This window comes from Rossellomorea aquimaris, from assembly GCF_020172085.1.
Classification (GTDB): Bacteria; Bacillota; Bacilli; order Bacillales; family Bacillaceae_B; genus Rossellomorea; species Rossellomorea aquimaris_E.
Genome location: NZ_JAIVAT010000003.1, coordinates 31,766 through 50,939, shown reverse-complemented (window position 1 = coordinate 50,939; position 19,174 = coordinate 31,766). Strand labels below are relative to the sequence as shown.

20 protein-coding genes are annotated in these 19,174 nt (G+C 44.7%); 6 read left to right on the top strand and 14 right to left on the bottom strand.

What is annotated here, in order from left to right; all coding sequences use genetic code 11:
• The first annotated feature begins 143 nt into the window (after positions 1 to 143).
• On the top strand, positions 144 to 710 hold the full coding sequence (locus tag LCL96_RS00845; protein ID WP_224939609.1) for a TetR/AcrR family transcriptional regulator: 567 nt from the start codon (positions 144 to 146) through the stop codon (positions 708 to 710).
• Between the two features lie 30 nt (positions 711 to 740).
• Here LCL96_RS00845 and LCL96_RS00840 read toward each other — a convergent pair whose 3' ends face one another.
• Complete coding sequence (locus tag LCL96_RS00840) at positions 741 to 1,706, bottom strand: quinone oxidoreductase family protein (protein WP_224939608.1); 966 nt, start codon at positions 1,704 to 1,706, stop codon at positions 741 to 743.
• Positions 1,707 to 1,866: 160 nt separating this feature from the next.
• Between LCL96_RS00840 and LCL96_RS00835 the strand changes: the two genes are divergently transcribed.
• Together LCL96_RS00835 and LCL96_RS00830 are read left to right on the top strand one after the other, a co-directional pair.
• Positions 1,867 to 2,298: a MarR family winged helix-turn-helix transcriptional regulator gene (locus LCL96_RS00835; protein WP_224939607.1), complete on the top strand. Its 432-nt coding sequence runs from the start codon at positions 1,867 to 1,869 to the stop codon at positions 2,296 to 2,298.
• A 69-nt stretch (positions 2,299 to 2,367) separates the two neighbouring features.
• A complete protein-coding gene (locus LCL96_RS00830; RefSeq protein WP_224939606.1) occupies positions 2,368 to 3,021 on the top strand; it encodes an SDR family NAD(P)-dependent oxidoreductase in 654 nt (217 codons plus the stop codon).
• 64 nt (positions 3,022 to 3,085) lie between these two features.
• Here the strand turns inward: LCL96_RS00830 and LCL96_RS00825 are convergent, their stop codons facing one another.
• Complete coding sequence (locus tag LCL96_RS00825) at positions 3,086 to 3,238, bottom strand: hypothetical protein (RefSeq protein ID WP_224939605.1); 153 nt, start codon at positions 3,236 to 3,238, stop codon at positions 3,086 to 3,088.
• A 109-nt stretch (positions 3,239 to 3,347) separates the two neighbouring features.
• Between LCL96_RS00825 and LCL96_RS00820 the strand changes: the two genes are divergently transcribed.
• Positions 3,348 to 3,800: a universal stress protein gene (locus LCL96_RS00820; protein WP_219166502.1), complete on the top strand. Its 453-nt coding sequence runs from the start codon at positions 3,348 to 3,350 to the stop codon at positions 3,798 to 3,800.
• A 362-nt stretch (positions 3,801 to 4,162) separates the two neighbouring features.
• Here LCL96_RS00820 and argH read toward each other — a convergent pair whose 3' ends face one another.
• Positions 4,163 to 5,557 (bottom strand): argininosuccinate lyase, encoded by a 1,395-nt coding sequence (argH, locus tag LCL96_RS00815; protein WP_224939604.1) that lies wholly within the window; start codon positions 5,555 to 5,557, stop codon positions 4,163 to 4,165.
• The gene (locus LCL96_RS00810; protein ID WP_224939603.1) at positions 5,554 to 6,765 is read right to left on the bottom strand and encodes an argininosuccinate synthase; all 1,212 of its coding nucleotides are present in this window, start codon (positions 6,763 to 6,765) and stop codon (positions 5,554 to 5,556) included. The genes argH and LCL96_RS00810 overlap by 4 nt, the downstream gene beginning before the upstream one ends.
• A 211-nt stretch (positions 6,766 to 6,976) precedes the next feature.
• On the opposite strand from LCL96_RS00810, the gene LCL96_RS00805 reads away from it, so the two are divergent.
• The gene (locus LCL96_RS00805) at positions 6,977 to 7,288 is read left to right on the top strand and encodes a hypothetical protein (protein ID WP_224939602.1); all 312 of its coding nucleotides are present in this window, start codon (positions 6,977 to 6,979) and stop codon (positions 7,286 to 7,288) included.
• Between the two features lie 27 nt (positions 7,289 to 7,315).
• On the opposite strand, the gene LCL96_RS00800 is transcribed toward LCL96_RS00805, so the two are convergent.
• From LCL96_RS00800 to sppA, 8 genes are all read right to left on the bottom strand, one after another.
• Entirely contained in the window at positions 7,316 to 8,155 is an 840-nt protein-coding gene (locus LCL96_RS00800) for an EcsC family protein (protein ID WP_224939601.1), read from the bottom strand.
• Between the two features lie 433 nt (positions 8,156 to 8,588).
• Positions 8,589 to 9,782 (bottom strand): acetate kinase, encoded by a 1,194-nt coding sequence (locus LCL96_RS00795; protein WP_224939600.1) that lies wholly within the window; start codon positions 9,780 to 9,782, stop codon positions 8,589 to 8,591.
• Between the two features lie 654 nt (positions 9,783 to 10,436).
• Positions 10,437 to 11,420, bottom strand: coding sequence for a class I SAM-dependent methyltransferase (locus LCL96_RS00790; protein WP_224941248.1), 984 nt, complete (start codon positions 11,418 to 11,420; stop codon positions 10,437 to 10,439).
• 133 nt (positions 11,421 to 11,553) lie between these two features.
• Positions 11,554 to 12,054, bottom strand: coding sequence for a thiol peroxidase (gene tpx / locus LCL96_RS00785; RefSeq protein ID WP_148996118.1), 501 nt, complete (start codon positions 12,052 to 12,054; stop codon positions 11,554 to 11,556).
• 130 nt (positions 12,055 to 12,184) lie between these two features.
• Positions 12,185 to 12,670 (bottom strand): GerW family sporulation protein, encoded by a 486-nt coding sequence (gene ytfJ / locus LCL96_RS00780; RefSeq protein WP_224939599.1) that lies wholly within the window; start codon positions 12,668 to 12,670, stop codon positions 12,185 to 12,187.
• Between the two features lie 15 nt (positions 12,671 to 12,685).
• Complete coding sequence (locus LCL96_RS00775; protein ID WP_224939598.1) at positions 12,686 to 13,396, bottom strand: DUF2953 domain-containing protein; 711 nt, start codon at positions 13,394 to 13,396, stop codon at positions 12,686 to 12,688.
• Between the two features lie 277 nt (positions 13,397 to 13,673).
• Positions 13,674 to 14,213, bottom strand: a complete 540-nt coding sequence (locus tag LCL96_RS00770) for an RDD family protein (protein ID WP_412103506.1) — start codon at positions 14,211 to 14,213, stop codon at positions 13,674 to 13,676.
• Between the two features lie 5 nt (positions 14,214 to 14,218).
• Complete coding sequence (gene sppA, locus LCL96_RS00765; protein WP_224939597.1) at positions 14,219 to 15,229, bottom strand: signal peptide peptidase SppA; 1,011 nt, start codon at positions 15,227 to 15,229, stop codon at positions 14,219 to 14,221.
• Between the two features lie 153 nt (positions 15,230 to 15,382).
• Between sppA and LCL96_RS00760 the strand changes: the two genes are divergently transcribed.
• Complete coding sequence (locus tag LCL96_RS00760; RefSeq protein WP_224939596.1) at positions 15,383 to 16,183, top strand: NAD kinase; 801 nt, start codon at positions 15,383 to 15,385, stop codon at positions 16,181 to 16,183.
• A gap of 321 nt (positions 16,184 to 16,504) precedes the next feature.
• On the opposite strand, the gene rarD is transcribed toward LCL96_RS00760, so the two are convergent.
• Both rarD and LCL96_RS00750 read right to left on the bottom strand, forming a co-directional pair.
• Entirely contained in the window at positions 16,505 to 17,419 is a 915-nt protein-coding gene (gene rarD / locus LCL96_RS00755; protein WP_224939595.1) for an EamA family transporter RarD, read from the bottom strand.
• A gap of 79 nt (positions 17,420 to 17,498) precedes the next feature.
• Positions 17,499 to 19,082, bottom strand: a complete 1,584-nt coding sequence (locus LCL96_RS00750; RefSeq protein ID WP_224939594.1) for an amidohydrolase — start codon at positions 19,080 to 19,082, stop codon at positions 17,499 to 17,501.
• Between the last annotated feature and the right edge of the window lie 92 nt (positions 19,083 to 19,174).

The following is a 19,174-nucleotide window of genomic DNA, read 5'->3' as shown; positions in this document are numbered from 1 at the left end:
GTCTGTTTCACTTTTTCACCTTATCATTATAATAAACACAGTGTTGGATATTCAACGGACAGTTGTGTAAAGAATGTTCAATACTCAACACATCTTTCACGTGTGTTGGATAACTCGAAGGAACCTGGGAAGGAAGTGGTTCTTTGAACTCGAAAATGGACCGAAGAAAAAAATATACACGCATGGTTTTAAAAGACAGCCTGCTGAAGCTCTTACAGGATAAAACCATTTCAAGCATCACCATCAAAGAAATCTGTGAAACAGCAGACATCAACCGATCCACCTATTATGCCCATTATGCCAATCAGTACGAACTACTGGAAGAAATAGAAGAAGAATTCATCGAAGACCTGACCGTAACACTAGGCCAATACAACTTTTCAAAAGAAGAAGAAGCCCTGCAGATGACCGAGAAGCTATTTGAATACCTTGCAGAAAAACGAGGCATCTGCGAAACGCTCCTCAGCAAGAACACGGATATGTATTTTTTGAAAAAAGGCATGGTAATCACGCATGAATTCATTTTTAAAAACTGGCACACCGATGACAGAATCGACCAGGAAACCTATGACTACATCAACATGTTCATGGTGAGCGGAAGCATTCATGTGATAAAAAACTGGTTGGAAAATGGAATGGATAAGTCGCCTGGTGAAATGGCGGGGATTCTGCACCGGTTCATCAATCGGGGGTTGTCAGGGGTAAAGTAAAAGAGCCTGTTTGAAAACAGGCTCTCCCATTCAGGCTCTTATCAAAACTTTCCCCTCATACTCACGACTCTCGATTAAATCGTGAGCCTGTGCTGCCTCACTCAAATCAAAGATCTTCGCAATAGGTAGTGTGACTTTACCCGATGCAAATAAGTCTATGACCTTTTCAGCTGCCGGCGCCAACACTTCCGGGCGATGTTTCCTCGTCGTCCCAAGACTGAAGCCTTTAACATTTCGGCAGGAGGAATGTACATCGCTTGTTGTAAAATGACCCGCACTGCCGCTGCTGTTGCCGAATTGGACGAGGGTTCCATACAGAACGAGGCATTCCAGGCTGCGGGAGGTGACATCCCCTGCAACGGAATCGAAAATGACATGTGCCCCTTGGCCACTTGTGTGTCGGAGCACTTCATCTGCAAACACGTCATATGTACAAACATGATCTGCTCCCAGCCTCTTTACATAGTCTTCTTTGCTCAAGTTTCCAACTGTTGCGATGATAGTTTCGACTCCGGCTAGCTTTGCTAATTGAATGAGCATAGAACCGACACCCCCGGCTCCGCTATGGACAACGATTGTATCACTCTTTCTCACCTGACCAATTTCATGTAACAGAATATAGGACAAAATCGATACGGTCGGCATGGCAGCCGACTGTTCAAAAGATAGGCTCTCAGGAATTTTATATGTCAGCTGTTTATTGGCTTTCACATATTCAGAGTAGGAACCACCTATAGGAAAAGCGATGACACGGTCCCCGACGTCAAATCCAGTGGATTTCCCTGCTTCAACAATGGTCCCCGCTACATCAAGACCAAGTGTGAAAGGGAATTTCCCCTTCCCTTTGTTCCCTTTCCTTGATTTGATATCGGCATAATTCACACTGGTATATGCCGTTTGAATCAACACTTCATCTTCATCGATTTTCGGACTCTCGACATCCACCAATTGGAGTACCCCAGAATCGCCAAACTCATTTTGAATCACTGCTTTCATGAATAGCCCCCCTCTTCCGATATCTACCTTTCATTTTACTGTAAAAGTGGTAGGGGAGGATAATAGTAAAATCGAAAGGTAGATGATAACCATCGCTTATGTTGACATGGTACTCTAATCTGTGATAGTTTGTACATACAAATGAAAGGGTGTTAATTCAATGAACGAAGAAGAAAGCGTTCTGATTCACTGCTTATACTTCACGGCGAGCCGGTTTGCCAGGAGCATCACCAAGCTTGCGGAAAAATACCTGGATGCCGGAGGACTTGCTCCATCGTATTTTTATATGATTATGGTCATTCACTTTAAACCAGGGATCACACAGAAGGAACTGTGCCAGAAACTGGCCATTGCCCCTTCCACCAGTACACGTTTCATCGATAAACTGGAAAAGAAAAATATCGTCCTGCGGAAAATGTCCGGCAAGCAATCCTTCATTTCTTTAACCGATGAGGGAGAAGAATTGTATCGGGAGTTCCGTGTTTCCATTAAAGAGATGTACGATGATTATTCCCAAACACTTGGGAAGGATTTCAGCCTGGATTTAAGCCGGATGCTGCATGAAGCAAGTTTGAAGCTTGAAAAAGAGTGATCGTAGGTAGGCGCTCTTTTTTTACCCTTTCATTTGCATATACAAATATTAATCATGGAGGAATTCTTTATGAATAAAACGATCGTAATCATAGGCGCTGGAAAAGGCATCAGCTATGAGGCAGCGAAGAATTTTGGGTTAAAAGGATACAAGGTGGCACTCATTTCACGGACACTTTCATCCCTGCAAAAGCTTGAAAATGAGTTGGCAGCTCAAGGTATTACCGCTAAAGGATTTCAAGGAGATGTCTCGTCTGTATCATCCTTGAAGGACGCCCTTTCTGCAGTCAGGGAAGAATTCGGTGATGAAATTGAGATTCTTCTGTACAATGCCGCATCCATCCGACCGGGTCAACCAACGACTATCCTTACGGAAGATTTCATCTTTGATTTTAAGGTGAACGTAGCCGGAGCCCTTTCAGCTGTTCAAGAAGTCCTTCCTTTCATAAAGAAAGAAACAGGATCGATTCTATTGACGGGTGGCGGTTTAGCCCTGCACCCAAATGCTGATGTCGCCTCGCTTTCAGTCGGGAAAGCAGGACTCAGGAACCTGGCTCACAGCCTTCATCAGGAATTGACTCCAAAAGGCGTATATGTTGGGACTCTGACCATCAACGGTTATGTTCAGGAAGACACCTATTTTTCAGGAGATAAGATAGCTGAAGCATTGTTTATGATGCATGAGAATAAAGGCGAGGTTGAGGTGGTATACAGAGAGGCGTGACGTCAACAATGTAAAAAGCCATCACCAGACACGGTACCGTGCTAGTGATGGCTTTTTATACTATCTACTTATCGTATTCTTCGTTTTCATATGTCCCGTACTGACCATTTTCCGTATCGATGACACCGCTCGTATACGAATCCATGATCTGCTGGCTTACCTGCTGATTCGCATTCTCATCATACGTGAACTGTTCTTTCGGATCCCTCTTCTTCATGGTGATGCCCCCTATAAAAATAAGTAGTCTATTCCCCTTTATTGTTCGAAAATTAGCTACAGATATAAGTGGGAAAATATAGTATGATAACTGTAAGGAGGGGATCACAATGAGTTTAAAATATCACAACATATTAGTAGCTGTAGATGGATCAAGGGAAGCAGAATGGGCCTTCAAGAAAGCGATTGCCATCGCCAAACGGAACGACGCAACTCTGTCCTTGATCCACGTCATCGACACCCGCTCTTTCGCCGCCATCGAATCCTATGACCGCACCGTAGGAGAAAGAGCCATCAAGTATGCTGAAGAATTGTTAAACGAGTACAAAGAAGAAGCGACCGAAGCCGGATTGACCAAAGTCAAAACCTATGTCGAGTACGGCTCCCCGAAAGTGATCATCCCAAGAGAAGCAACCAAAAACGTCAAAGCAGACCTCGTCATCTGCGGAGCCACCGGCCTCAACGCCGTCGAACGCTTCCTCATCGGTAGCGTATCAGAACACATCACCAGAGCTGCACACTGCGACGTTCTGGTTGTAAGAACGGAAGAAGTGGAAGATTGATTTATTAACTTCCACAAAAAAAGAACGGATGAAGGAGAATGACCTCCCTTAACCGTTCTTTTTTATGCTTTAAATCAAAACTTTTCAAGTTGATTGAAGCGGAAGGTGCTCGACTCCTTCGGGAAACAACGAAAAGCTGAGGCGGCTTGCTCAGCCCCGACAAGCATAAGATGAATGGGTCGGGAAGGCGTTTTTTGCCTTATTGGACCATTTAGCTTATGACCTCGAGGGGATAGCCGCCGGAGCTGGACAAGGGTAGGACACCTCTTGTAGCCGAGGAGGCTCACCGCCAGCCCCGCGGAAAGCGAGCACCTGAAGCGAAAATCAACAAGCACTCGCTAATCGTTTTGGTTTTGAAATTTTTACGGTTGCGAAATAGCTAAAGACCCCAACTGAGCCTTCCCCTTCCCAATCTGCACCTTCACCTGCTCAAACCCAGTACCGCCATACGAATTCCTTCTCTCAACTGCCGAATAAGGAGTCAAAATCGAATAAATATCCTCCTCAATCAGCGAAGAAAACTCACCATACGTCTCCAAAGAAACATCCTTCAGATAACAGCCCTTCTCAATACAATACAACACAAGCTTCCCAACGATTTCATGTGCCTGTCTAAAAGGAATCCCCTTCGTTGCCAAGTAGTCAGCAAGCTCCGTCGCATTGGAGAAATCATTCCCGACCGCTTCCTTCATCTGTTCACTGTTCACTTTCATCGTCGAAATCATGCCAGTGAAGATCTTAAGAGATCCCACCACGGTCTTCACCGTATCGAACATCCCTTCCTTGTCTTCCTGCATGTCCTTGTTATACGCAAGCGGCAAACCTTTTAACACAGTAAGAAGGGAAATGAGATTTCCATTCACTCTGCCCGTCTTCCCTCTGACAAGCTCCGCCATATCAGGGTTCTTCTTCTGCGGCATGATACTGCTTCCCGTCGTGAAACTATCATCAAGCTCGATGAATCGAAACTCTTCCGTAGACCACAGGATCATCTCTTCCGCAAGGCGTGAAAGATGAGTCATCATGATTGAACTGTTGCTCAGGAATTCCAGGATGAAATCACGGTCACTTACGGCATCTAGACTGTTTTCATAATACGAACCGAAGCCAAGGAGCTCGGCTGAATATTCACGATCGATGGGGAATGTTGTTCCTGCCAGTGCACCGGCACCCAGTGGAGAAATGTCGATTCTTTTGAGCGAATCTTGCAGTCTCTCCTTATCACGGTTCAGCATCCAAAAATAACACATTAAATGATGGGCAAACGAAATCGGCTGGGCACGTTGAAGATGCGTGTACCCCGGAATGATCGTTTCCACATTTTCTTCTGCCTGAACGATGATGGCTTTCTGTAAATCTTCAACGAGCTTAACGACTTCCTCCACTCGTCTTTTTAAAAATAGATGCATGTCGGTCGCAATCTGGTCATTACGGCTTCTTCCTGTATGAAGTTTACCTCCGACCTCTCCAATCAAGTCGATCAGCTGCTTTTCCAGATTCAAATGAATATCTTCATACTCCACGGAAAACTGAAGCTCATTTTTTTCAGCCTTGCCGTACAGCACATGAAGTCCATCGAGAATCTGATCGGCTTCACTTACCGTCAGAATTCCACACTTCTTTAACATCTTCACATGTGCGACGCTGCCTTCAATATCTTCTAACACTAGCTCCTGATCGAATGAGATGGATGCATTGAATTCATCCACCCATTCTTCAGGCTTTTTGGTAAAACGTCCTCCCCACAGCTTGCTCATAGGGTCACTTTCTCTTTCTTTTCAGCATTGACCATGGAAGATACCTTTGTCGGAAGACCCCATAGTTGAATGAATCCAACGGCAGCATCATGATCGAATTCATCTGCTTTTGTATACGTTGCAAGGTTTTCATCATATAAGGAGTTCGGTGATTTCCTTCCTTCCACGATGGCATGGCCTTTGAATAACTTCACGCGTACAACACCATTCACATACACTTGCGTTTGATCCAGAAATGCCTTCAATGCTTTATTTAATGGAGAAAACCATAGTCCCTCATAGATTAATTCAGTCATTTTTTTCTCGATCACCGGTTTGAAATGAGCAATCTCTTTCACCAATGTCAGATCTTCCAGTTCTTTATGTGCCTTCAATAGGGTCATGGCAGCCGGGCATTCATACACTTCACGTGACTTGATTCCAACCAGGCGGTTCTCCACATGGTCGATACGTCCGACTCCATGCTTACCAGCCAACACATTCAGCTTCGCAATGATTTCATCCAGAGAATACGCCACGTGATTCAGTTCCACAGGCACCCCTTTGGAGAACGTGATTTCAACTACATCCGCTTCATTCGGTGATTCTTCAATGCTAGCTGTTAGATCATATGCATCTTCCGGTGGTGCAGCCCAAGGATCCTCAAGGACACCGCACTCATTGCTTCTGCCCCAAAGATTCTGGTCGATGCTGTATGGGGAATCCAGATTGATCGGGATTGGAATCCCCTTCTCTTTCGCATATTCAATTTCCTCTTCACGTGACCATTTCCATTCACGTACCGGGGCGATTACTTCTAAAGATGGATTCAATGCCGCGATGGACACCTCGAATCTTACCTGATCATTTCCTTTTCCCGTACAACCATGTGCCACAGCCGTTGCATTTTCCTGTTCCGCAACCTCCACAAGTTTTTTCGCAATCAACGGTCTTGATAGAGCGGACACCAGTGGATATTTCCCTTCGTACAGTGCATGACTTTGGAGAGCGATAAGCGCGTAATCATTCGCGAATTCTTCTTTCGCATCAATCACATAGCTTTTGGAAGCTCCCACTGTCAATGCCTTTTCTTGTACAAAATCAAGGTCCTTTCCTTCACCCACATCCAGGCAGCATGCAATGACTTCATATCCTTTTTCCTTTAACCATTGAACCGCAACTGACGTATCTAAACCACCTGAATAAGCTAAAACCACTTTTTTACTCATCCGTATCTCCTCCTGTTGATTTTCTATATAAATGAATATTTATTCTTTAAGATGAATTTATATTAGCAGTTTACAAGAAATACATCAATACTTATTCATCAATTTGTATAATTATTTTATGGACAAATTGTGAGATTCCCTTCGGACTGGGCTTACGGGCATAATTGTTGTAGGATGAAAGAAGAATGAAACGTAAGGAGCATCCAGAAAGATGAGGAACGAATTTTTTTCATATGATCGAAGACTTGGAATCCACCTTCCCATTATGCTGAAGGAATGGACGGTGTATTCTTCGGAGGAACAGGAAGTGATTCTCCTTGAGTGGGAGCGTGTACGGGGAACGATTCCGGACCGGATTGGGGAAATCGATGTGGAGATCGAACGCCTACAGGAGGAGTTGGCTCAGGAAGATGATTTTGAACGTTCCTGTAAAATCAACAACGAAATCTCTGAACGGGCTTCGGAAATCAATGATTTATGGCTCTGGTACCGAACTAATCCTGAAAAAACAAAAAGGGAATGATGTGATGACCACATCATTCCCTTTTTATTATTGTTCATTTTTCTTATCACGCAAATAGCGATACTGATAGTACTTTTCCGCAAAATCAGTGATCTTTCTCGAAAGCTGATAATTGGATCCCGCTCCAATAGCAATACTGACGAGAGGCAGACCCGACCACTTCTTTCCTTTAAACATGGTGATCGCCATCGCTTTCAGCGCCTGCTTCATGGACCCTTCCAGCCACGTGTAATCCGTCAGCTGCTCCGATCCATCGTAGAAGTAATTGGAATCCTTCTTGTTCAAGTCTTCCATCAGGTCATCCCACGCAAGGGCCCGCAGTCTTGCCGGCAGGGTCGCTGCATGAAACACCTTCAATGACGTCATCATTTCAAACGGTGTCTGAACATCAAACCCATAGGTAATCGCGATAAGCTGCACCGAACGAAGATTGATGACAAGCATCGCCGGCAAATCCGACCCTAGTGCCACTAAGCCACCGGTCCCCGTCACCCCTCCTTGAAGCAGGGAGTAGATGCGGTGTCGTCCCGCATGCTGTTCCGCTATGTAATGAAGCTGATCAATCGTTAAATAATGCAAATCCTCCACTGTCTGAATGTCCTGATTAAATGCCCGCGCCGTCACCAGAATGCGCTCACGTGCATCATTTTGCATCTGTGAACCTTGAATCAGAGAGTGCATGTGAAACAACCAGCCATCCAGCCGCTGAAAAAATTGCTCCTGAACATCTTCAGGAATCGATTCAAACGCGTAATCCAACCACTTCACATATGTATGCTCCAAATCATTCGCTTCATATTCATATAGTTCATCTCTCCACGCTTTGATCGACTGCCATACCTGCTTATCCCGTTCTGACCAGTTCACTTCTCCCCACTCCTTACATTCCTTGAATTACGTATAGTATATCATATGTGGGTGGGAGAATTCTTTGATTGTGGGGTGAGTGGTGGGAATAGTCTGTAAATTATAATTGTGAGGTAATAAAATCTATTTTTATCCGTTGCATTCGTCTGATTTTGATAAAAAGAGTTTTTTTATAACTAATATACCCCAATTCCATACCCCTGACCCTATACCGGACGTGTGAATACTATTATATAAGCCAGTTTTAAACATTTATAAGCCACTTTTTAAAATTATAAGCCAGAATTTTAATATATGAGCCGGAATCCTAATATATAAGCCGGATATCGATTATTTAAGCTCTTTGTCGAAAAATCTCACTTAGTTTAAAACCACTGACTAATTAATACTAAAAAAAACAGGACCACCATCCAAGGCGGCCCCGTTTCATTTATTAGATATTCCCTTTTTCCACAACATCACGAGCAATCATGACTTCTTCATTCGTAGGAATGATCATAACTTTAACTGGTGAATGTGGGTAGTTGACGAATGCTTCTTTTCCACGTACTTTGTTGCGAGCAGGATCCCAGTATACGCCCATGAATTCCAAGCCTTGAAGGACTTTTTCACGGATTAATGTACTGTTTTCACCGATACCCGCTGTGAAGACAATCGCGTCTACACCATACATACGAGATGCATACGAACCGATGTATTTGTGGATACGGTTGGCGAACACTTCAAGAGCCAGTTCAGCACGCTCGTTACCTTCTGAAGCCTGCTGCTCGATGTCACGAAGGTCACTTGAGAATCCAGATACACCAAGCATACCGGACTTCTTGTTCAGGATGTTTAATACTTCGTCAGCTGTTGATCCCGTTTTCTCCATAATGAACGGGATAAGAGCCGGGTCAATATTACCTGAACGAGTTCCCATGGCAACCCCAGCTAAAGGAGTGAAGCCCATTGACGTATCGATGGATTTACCGCCTTCGATAGCAGCGATACTCGCACCATTTCCAAGGTGACAAGAAATCAGGCGCACTTGCTCTTCCGGACGGCCAAGCATTTCAGCAGCACGCTGAGATACATACTTATGGGACGTACCGTGGAAACCATATTTACGGATTCCGAAATCTTCATAATACTCATAAGGAAGGCTGTATAAGAATGAGCTTTCCGGCATAGATTGGTGGAACGCCGTATCAAACACTGCAACCGCAGGAACATTCGGCAATACGTTTTGGAATGCTTTGATTCCTGTTAAGTTTGCAGGGTTATGAAGTGGAGCCAGGTCAGAAAGCTCCTCGATTTTTGTCACGACTTCGTCTGTGATTAGAACGGAATCATTGAAAACCTCTCCGCCGTGTACAACACGGTGACCGATTCCATCGATTTCATCAAGTGACTTGATGATGCCAAAGCCTGTCAGCTTTTCAAGCAGCATTTTAACGGCTACTTCATGGTTCGGGATATCCGTTACTTCTTCACGTTTTTCATCGTTCACTGTAATATTGAAAACCGCATCGTTCAATCCGATACGTTCAATCAAACCTTTAGTAATGACCGTTTCTTCAGGCATATCAAAAAGCTGAAACTTTAATGAAGAGCTTCCAGCATTAATTGCAATCACTTTTTTTGCCACGTTGTATCGCTCCTTTTGTATTCGATCTATCGACTCTTACTTTATTCTGTTCATTGAATCGTTTTTTATCTCTCAATTCCCCATTAAATCACTGACTCCACCCTATTTCAAGAAAAAGCTTGAAATGACATCGTTTTCATGTTAAATTAAATATTTTCGCAAAAGTTTGAATACGAAAAGCGGAAGGGCTTTGGTCAGAGGCGACAAGCATAAGGCGAGAACACCGGAAAGGCGGCCTTTTGCCTTTTTGGTGTTCTTGACTTATGACCTCGAGCCTCTAAGCCCTGGAGCTGGACCTTCGAAAGGCGGAGACGGCTTGGTCAGGCCCGACAAGCATATGATGAATGGGCCAGAAAGGCGTACTTTGCCTTTTTGGTCCATTTAGCTTATGACCTCGAGGGACTAGCCGTCGGAGCTGGACATGTCGTGGTGTAAGAATCGGTGCAGATTTTGTCGCTTTTCGTAAAACGGTCGATATATTGAAAATACGGTTGATAAAATGAAAAAAAGGTTGATATATTTCTCAAAAGGTCGATAAATCCAGATAACGGTTGATAAATCCAAATGAGAGGTCGATAAACTCCTCATTCTCTGCATACCCCCATCCCCCCTCCAATAAAACACCAACAAAAAAAGACCGCCCAAAGGCAGTCTTTATTTATTCTGTACCAACCATTGATCGATCTTCGATAGGATGTCCTGAAGGGCTCTCTGATTCGAAAGGCTTGGTAGTTGCGCAAGCAGTACCTCTTTAGGAGGCTTGATTCCTTCTTTTTTCTTCTGAAGGATCAGGATGCTCTTCGCCGAGTTTTTATTTTTAAACAGGGAAAGCGGCAGCTGCAGGAAGCCCTGGATGTCAACTTTCTCTTTCAAATACCCTTGAAGCTGTGCGCTGTGCGGGGATTCAAATAATCCGTTTGGCACGATGAAGAACAAGAATCCTCCGTCTTTCGTATGCTTCAGGCTTTGCTCGATGAACAGGTGATGGGCGTATGAATGTCCTTCTCCCGCTTTCAGCTCATAGTCCTGGGCACGCAGGTCATTCGGATAATACCCGATCGGCAGGTCGCAAAGGACGAGGTCGACGGGATCGATGAACAACGGTTCCAGTGAGTCCTGATTAAAGAGCTGCAGTGGATGCTTCTGAAGATCCGCTCCCACATACGCGAGCTTGATGAGCACTTCGTCAATTTCCACACCAATGGACTGGGTTTCTTTTCCCGGCATTTGGTTTAAGACCGTCGTCAAAAGGTTCCCGGTTCCGATCGCAGGGTCCAGTACAGTCAGCTTATTCATATCGGCTGTGAATTTATTGACGAGATAGCTGATGAAAAGTCCAAGTGAGTCCGGCGTCATTTGGTGATTTGGCTGAACGTTTTCTTTCATTCCTTTTAAAATCGCGAATTGAAAGGCTTTGCGGATATTTTCATTCTCAAGTTGAGGAAGATTCACTTCATCATACTTTTTGTTCAGGCGTTTCTTGGTCAGTTCACTGACTTCTTCCTGGAGGACATCCCCCTGAAACAGGTTTTCTCCCGTTTCGGCAACGGCTTCTAAATAACTGCAGGCAAGTTCCTCTTGCAGTAATGTAGCCGTTTCATCTATTATTCCAAATAATGATTCGACTGGCGAATTAATCATCGGCATTCATTCCTTTATCTCAATTTCATTCATCTATTGTACCGTTGTCCCTTGTGTTTGTAAAAAAAACAATGCTGACCATGGGAAAGTCAGGTCAGCATGTCGTGAGAAATATTCTGATTGGACAGGATTATTTCGCGTTTTTCACCGCTTCAACGGCAGCATCGTAATCCGGGTGGTTTGTTGCTTCACTTACATATTCCACATAAGTTACTTCATCATTGCTGTTTACAACGAATACAGCACGTGCAAGAAGACGAAGCTCCTGGATGTGTACGCCGAATGCTTCACCGAATGAAAGGTCGCGGTGATCGGATAACGTTTGGACATTTTCGATTCCGTTCGCTCCGCACCAGCGCTTTTGAGCGAATGGAAGGTCCACTGAAATCGTCAATACTTCTACATTATCAAATTTCGTTGCTTCTTCATTGAATTTACGTGTCTGTGCATCACAAACACCTGTATCGATCGAAGGAACGACACTGATTAAACGTACCTTGCCCTTGGAATCATTCAGTGTGACTTCTGATAGATCATTAGCTAATACTGTGAAGTTGGGTGCTTTGTCCCCTACTTTTACCTCATTACCTAAAAGAGTGACAGGGTTGTTCTTAAACGTGATATTTGCCATTATTTGTTCCTCCTCTATAAATAGTATGTACATTTTCATAGTACAGAAAAAGTCAGGGGGAAAGCAAATCATAGGGGTCACTTCTACAAAAAAAGATGAGCTCACTCATGACGAGTAAGCTCCTTATCCTTTATAGATCCAGCTTATGATTTTGATTGTGTTGACCGTTGTTATCCTGCTTGTTGTCGTCCTTTTTCATCATGCCCTGAATCTTCTCAATGGCACCTGGAGCCAGGTCCAGCAGGCGATCAATCAAGTGAGTGCTTTCATCTAAATGAAGCATTTTGATTCCTTTCGAGCTGACGATCAGGAACGCGATCGGCGTAATGGAGACACCGCCCCCGCTACCTCCGCCAAACGGCTGCTGCTTCTGGGAAGATTGATTGCTTCCGCCATTGCCTCCATCTCCGCCTTTGCCGCTGTCGTCCTTACTTTTACCGTCGATGATAAATTCACTACCACCTGCAGCAAATCCAAATCCTACCTTTGAAACGGTCAGGATGACGCTTCCATCGGGTGTTTCAACGGGATCACCGATGATCGTATTCACGTCGATCATTTCTTTTAAATTTTCCATTGCCGTGGTCATCAGACCTTCAATCGGATGTTCTGACATGTGAAGACCTCCTAGTTAAACTGAATGTTTTTCTCCAGAAATGGTGGAAAGGGGCTTTGTTTTAAACCTGGCCCTGCCGCCTCTCCAGTACCGAAGTATCTTTAAACCTACTAGGATAGCATTCCCTATGCGAAACTGGATAATACATGAAAATTGCGTTTGAATTACCGCATGCTGAAACGTCGGTGTCACTTCGATGACAGGCATGGATTGAAGGCGCATATACCCGCTTAAGATTCCGATGATGCTCCCTTTCATTCCCCAGATCATCCCGGTTAACGCCCCCGTCGATGCTGCATCCCCACTGCCAAATAGAGTCTTCCAATGGACATGGTCCAACTTGACTTTCTTAAGAAAGCCCCTGATGATCCGGTGCATGGACTGGACGTGAAGAACGACTTCCTTTGTATCATTTAAACTCGCAATAAAATCATGGGGCGTAATTTTCTTTTTGGAAGCCTTTTCCTTGGAAGGATTGCTCTCGTTCCCTTTCTTCGTCTCTTGTTCGACGACAACATTCGGGCCATCATCATCAAGCTTCACTAGCGGAATGTCGATGGTATATTTGATCAAACCGAACCAGGCCCTCAGCTTCACCTTGAAATGATCATTATCATTTCCATGGTATAAGGAAATCGTGATGGTCAGCTTCGTGATAATAAGAATGAATAATAGAAAAATAATAAGTGCCGCAATAATGATTAACGTCCAAATCCACCAGCTCATAAATTCACACCCTTCAACCTCTTATTATGGCCTTTGTGGGGGAAAATAAACTTGGTGGGGTGGAATTTGCAGTGAAAAGTGGTTCTTGGGGCAGGGTCCTGAGGAGGATTGCGTCATTTTGGGTGGTGATTGCGTCGTTTTTTGATTAATTGCGTCATTTCGTCCCTTGTTTGCGTCATTATTTCATTAATTGCGTCATTCCACCACGTAATGGCGTCTTTTTCCACATAAAGGTAAAAAAACAAACCCGCCTCATCAGCAGGTTTGCTTCTCTTCCTTACACAGCCGGAGTAAACTCCAGCTTCTTCTTTTCCTGAACCACAGTGGTATCCGCAAACAAATCATGGATTCCTTGCTTCTTATTCGTAAACGCCACGACCACGTATAAAATAAAGACGGTCGTGGAGATGAACCTGCCGATCAGTTCCCTGAACAGGATGGTTCCCCATGAGGGTTTTGCTCCATTCAGCTGAATGACCCGGATGCCAAACACCATTTTCCCGATCGTCTGACTGAAGAATTTCGTCATTAAAACGAAATACCCGTAGAATACGATGCTCGTCAAAATGGAGATCGGGGCAAACATCGAGCCGTCGGATAAGGAAATGTCCAATAGTTTAAAAATCGGATTCACGATCAGTCGCGTTATGCTTCCGATGACGATCAGATCCACAAGATAGGCCCAGAAGCGGATCCAGAATCCTGCCAGGTAATAGCCGTCACGCGGAATTGTGCCTGAATAGTCAGGTGAAGGCGACTGGACTTCTATATGTTCCCGTGTTTCGTTTTGTTCAAAGCTTTCACTCACTTCATTCACCTTCCTTATTCAGAGTATAGATACATCAATCGTGGAGAATTCGGATGCGAAAGAAGCTTCATCAGTGCCGCTGCTTCCATATCCTGACCCATCATTTTTTTTGCACCCATACTGAAGAACTCAGAGAAAGGGTCACCTGCACTATATTCAAATACTTGTGCATCTTTTAGCTTATAATCCTTCTTCATTGCGGCGATGGTATCTTCCACATAACCGAATTCATCAATCAAATTGACTTCCTTCGCCTGGATCCCATCATACACACGTCCGTCTGCGATCTTCTTGACATCCGCTTCCGACATATCACGGCCTTTCGCAATGACATCCACGAAGCCTTCGTAGGAATTGTCGATCATCGATTGAATGATCTTCCGTTCTTCGTCGGTCATTTTACGGGTTGGACTCATGATATCTTTATACGGTCCACTCTTGATCGTGACAAAATCAACTCCGTATTTCTCAGCAAGTTCCGAGTAGTTGATGCTATGCATGATCACACCAAGAGAACCTGTCAGCGTTTCTTTACTGGCGAAGATCTTTGTAGCCGGTGCCGATATGTAATAGCCTCCGGAAGCTGCCGTGCCGCCCATTGATACATAGATCGGCTTCTTCGTCTTTTCCATGATCTCGACCAGCTTCGAGTGGATTTGTGCACTTTCCACCACGCCGCCACCTGGGGAATTCACTTTCAAAATGATCCCTTTAACAGATTTGTCTTTTTCAACGGCATCGAGCTTATCCATAAAAAGCTCATGGTTATAACCCGGGCTTTCAAATAAGGAACTTGCCCCGCCCGTATCCTGGATGACACCTTCCACTTCAAGGACCGCGATCCGTTTGTTCGCATTTCCTTCATCGATGATTTTTTCAGAGAAAGGGGTGTCCGTCCCTCCGAACATGTCTTCAAATGCTTGATTTACATCACCTGTCACAGCAGAGGTCGCAAAGTTGACGATTACTGAAACAAAGAATAATCCACCAGCGATTCCTAATGCCGTCCACCTTTTTGCATTCATCTGTATATTCCTCCCTTGTTTACCCTATCTTATGTAAGGATATGAATATCATTCTCACGCGTAAACATGATAGAATATTCACTAAGTTAGATTCTAGCAAAACTTGATGGAAATTGGAAAAATTATCTTTTATCTATCTGGGAGGTACATACTATGAGTAACCGTCGAAATATTTATTTCTATGCACTGCATCAAGAAGGGATGCAGACAAAACTCGATCAATTGTTTGAATTGGCAAGGCGTTATGATTTCAATATTGTCGAATCTCCAAAAACCGCTAATATCATTGTCAGTATCGGAGGCGACGGAACCTTCCTGCAGGCCGTCCGTCAAACCGGTTTCAGACAAGACTGCCTGTATGCGGGCATTTCAACAGGCGGCACCTTGAGTATGTACTGTGACTTCCATATTAATGACATATCCAAGATGATCGAAGCCATGACAACCGAGCAGATCGAAGTACGCAAATATCCGACCATCGAAGTGACCGTCGATAATCAGACATCCTTTCACTGCCTGAATGAATTCAGCATCCGCTCCGGTATCATCAAGACCTTCGTCATGGACGTCTTCATCGACGACAAACATTTCGAAACATTCAGAGGCGACGGCATGATCTTCGCCACCCCGACGGGAAGCACCGCTTACAATAAATCCGTCAACGGTGCCGTCGTCGATCCGATGCTCCCTTGCATTCAGGTGAGCGAAATGGCTTCCCTGAACAATAACCGTTATCGTACCCTTGGGTCTTCCTTCATCGTGAGCGGTCAGCGCCGCCTGGTTTTGAAGATCGTCCAAGACGGAAACGATTATCCTGCAATGGGAATGGACAATGAAGCGTTAAGCATTCAGCACGTGGAAAAAGTCGAAGCCAAATTGAGTGATAAGATTATTAAAACGGTGAAATTGAAGGATAACTCGTTCTGGGAAAAAGTGAAGCGTTCGTTTTTATAGGTTTTGAGGGGATTGGAGGTTGTGAATGAGTAAGTATGTGCTGAATTTGGGTTGGATTGCGGCAGTTTGAACGGGTTTTGCGGCACTTTGGACTGATGTTGCGGCACTTCGGCTTATTGTTGCGGCACTTTGAATGAGTGTTGCGGTACTTTAATCTTTTGTTGTGCCACTTTCGATCAAACTTGTGCCACTTAACGCCAAACTCGTGCCACTTTCCACCAAACTTGTGCCAGTCTGACCGAAACTCGTGCCACTTCCACCATCTCCCATTAAATCCCACACCAAAAAAGCGCTCCAGTTCTAAAACTGGAGCGTTCTTCATTATGCCGACAACCTCGCCTCTCTTCTCCGCTTCCTCGCATACTGCACCCGCGAAACGGTAAAGATCGTCAATGCCAGCCAGATAAACATGAATGAAACGAGATGGGTCATCGAAAACTCTTCGTGATACATCCAAATGCCGAGGATCAAGGTGATCGTCGGTGCGATGTATTGTAAGAAGCCCACCATATATAAAGGAATCTGCTGGGCGCCTTTTGAAAAGAACAATAATGGGATCGCCGTTGCAGCCCCTGCTCCCATGAGTAAGAGGTCCGTCCCTCCCGATACATGGAACAGGGAAAGGGTTCCTTCATTGTACATGTAGCCAAGGTAGATGAGTGATACAGGCGCGATGGTCATCGTTTCGAGTGTGAGTCCGATGGATGATTCTACCTGGATGAGCTTTTTGGCTAAGCCGTATAGTCCGAATGAGAAGGCGAGTCCGATGGCAATCCAGGGGAATTCGCCGTATGAAATCGTCAGGATCAGAACCCCGATGGCTGCTAATCCGAATGAAACGATTTGAGCCTTGGACAGGCTTTCCTTCAGGATGAATACGCCCAACAGGACGCTGACTAGAGGATTAATATAGTAACCTAGACTTGCTTCGACCATCTGGTTTGTATTCACGGCCCATATATAGATGAACCAGTTCGTACTGATCAATAATGAAGCAAGCAGCAGGGCGAACAGCTGCTTCTTTTTGGTCAGAGATGTTTTTAAATAGCCCGTAAAGTCCTTCCAACGCTTGCTGACAAACAAGAAGAGAAGCATGAACCAGAATGACCAGAAGATGCGATTGGCGAGGATTTCATCTGCCGATACATGATTCAGCCATTTCCAATAGATCGGCAGGATCCCCCACAGAAAATAGGAAAAGGCCGTATACAGGATTCCGGCTTGATCTTGCTTCATAAAAAAACACCCCCAAAACTATTTCTATTTCCGAAATAACTCCATTATATCGGTGAATAGTTTTGGGGGCAACGATTATTTATTTTTTATATACGATGGTTTCGTCCACAATGGTCATGTCGACGACTTTGCCGAGTAATTGATCCTCTTCCACTTGGAATGGATCGATATCCAATACGGTAAAGTCGGCCGTGTAGCCTTCTTTGATTTCTCCACGATCGTCTTCGTGGTGACAGGCATACGCGCTTCCCTTTGTAAAAAGGGATATTGCTTCATACATGGTGAGCTTTTCCTCAGGTCTATACTCGGTTTTCTCAGGATCCAGCGGGTTGGTACGAGTGACGGCTGCATGAATGCCCCATAGCGGGTTGATCGGTTCGATTGGTGCATCCGATCCGCCGGCGCATGGGATCCCTTCTTCCAGGAGGGTTTTCCATGCGTAGTTAAACCTCATATTTTCTTTCCCTAACCGGTCGATCACCCATGGGAAATCCGACGCCACAAATCTCGGTTGGATATCAAGGATGAGTGGCAGCCCTTTGATTTTCTCAATCAATTCTTTACGAAGGATCTGGGCATGGATGAGACGGTCGCGTCTATTATGAACGGATGGCGCCTCTAGTATTGCACCCACAACATTTTCAAAGGCTTGATCCCCGATTGTATGGACCGCGATCGGCAATTCGTACTTTCTTGCCTTTTTCACAAGTTCCAGAAGCCTTTCGTTTGTGTGGATGCTGACACCGTGCGTACTTGGATCATCGGCATACGGATAGCTCAGGAGCGCCGTTCTGCCACCTAAAGCTCCGTCTGCGAAAATTTTCATGGCACCGAATTCAATGAATTCATTTCCTCCAAGGAAGTGATGGCCATCTTCCTTCCAATCTTCAATCACTGCATGATGGACAAGGAGATGGGCCCTGAACTTCTTATCGCTGACGGTTTCAAGAAAAGCATTATACGTTTTCTTGAAGTTTCCGTAGTAACTCAAATCCTCGGTGTGGCCACCGACCAATCCATGTTCCCAGCAGCTTTCGATCCCTTTTGTCAGGGCTTCGACGAGATACTCGGATGAGATGGGCGGCAGGGCATCGATCATCAGGTCCTGTGCCTTATCCTTTAATAATCCATTGAGCGTCCCGTCATCATGTTTTTCGATTAGCCCCCCTGCAGGATTCGCAGTGTGTTCATCGATTCCGGCATTCATCAGTGCCAGCGAGTTTACGACCATGGCATGGCGACAGATCCGCTTCAATAGAACCGGATGATTCGGGACGACTGCGTCAATCTCCTGTTTCGTCAATACGGCCGCATCACTCCACAGGTTTTCATTCCAGCCTTCCCCAATGATCCATTTCCCCTTTTCCAGTCCATCAGCTTTTTCCGTAATAGCGTCCAGTACTTCACGCTTGCTGTTCATACTGGAAAGATCCAGCCTCATCAACGTTTCACCGTGCCCGATCAGATGCATGTGACTATCGACAAATCCAGGGAACATCACTTTCTGATCTAGATCCACCACTGTATCAATCGTAAACTTCTGCTCCAATTCATCAGAAGTGCCTAATCCTTTGATATGGCCATTTTCCGTATAGACCGCTTCCACTTGATGACCTTCTTGCTGCATTGTATAGATGGTTCCGTTTTTCCATAAAGTACCCATGATGCATTTCCTTCTTTCATAAAAGTCTATTGCTCAAATGTATCATATTATAGAAAAATTCTGAAATGGAAAAAACCATAAAAATAGAGAGC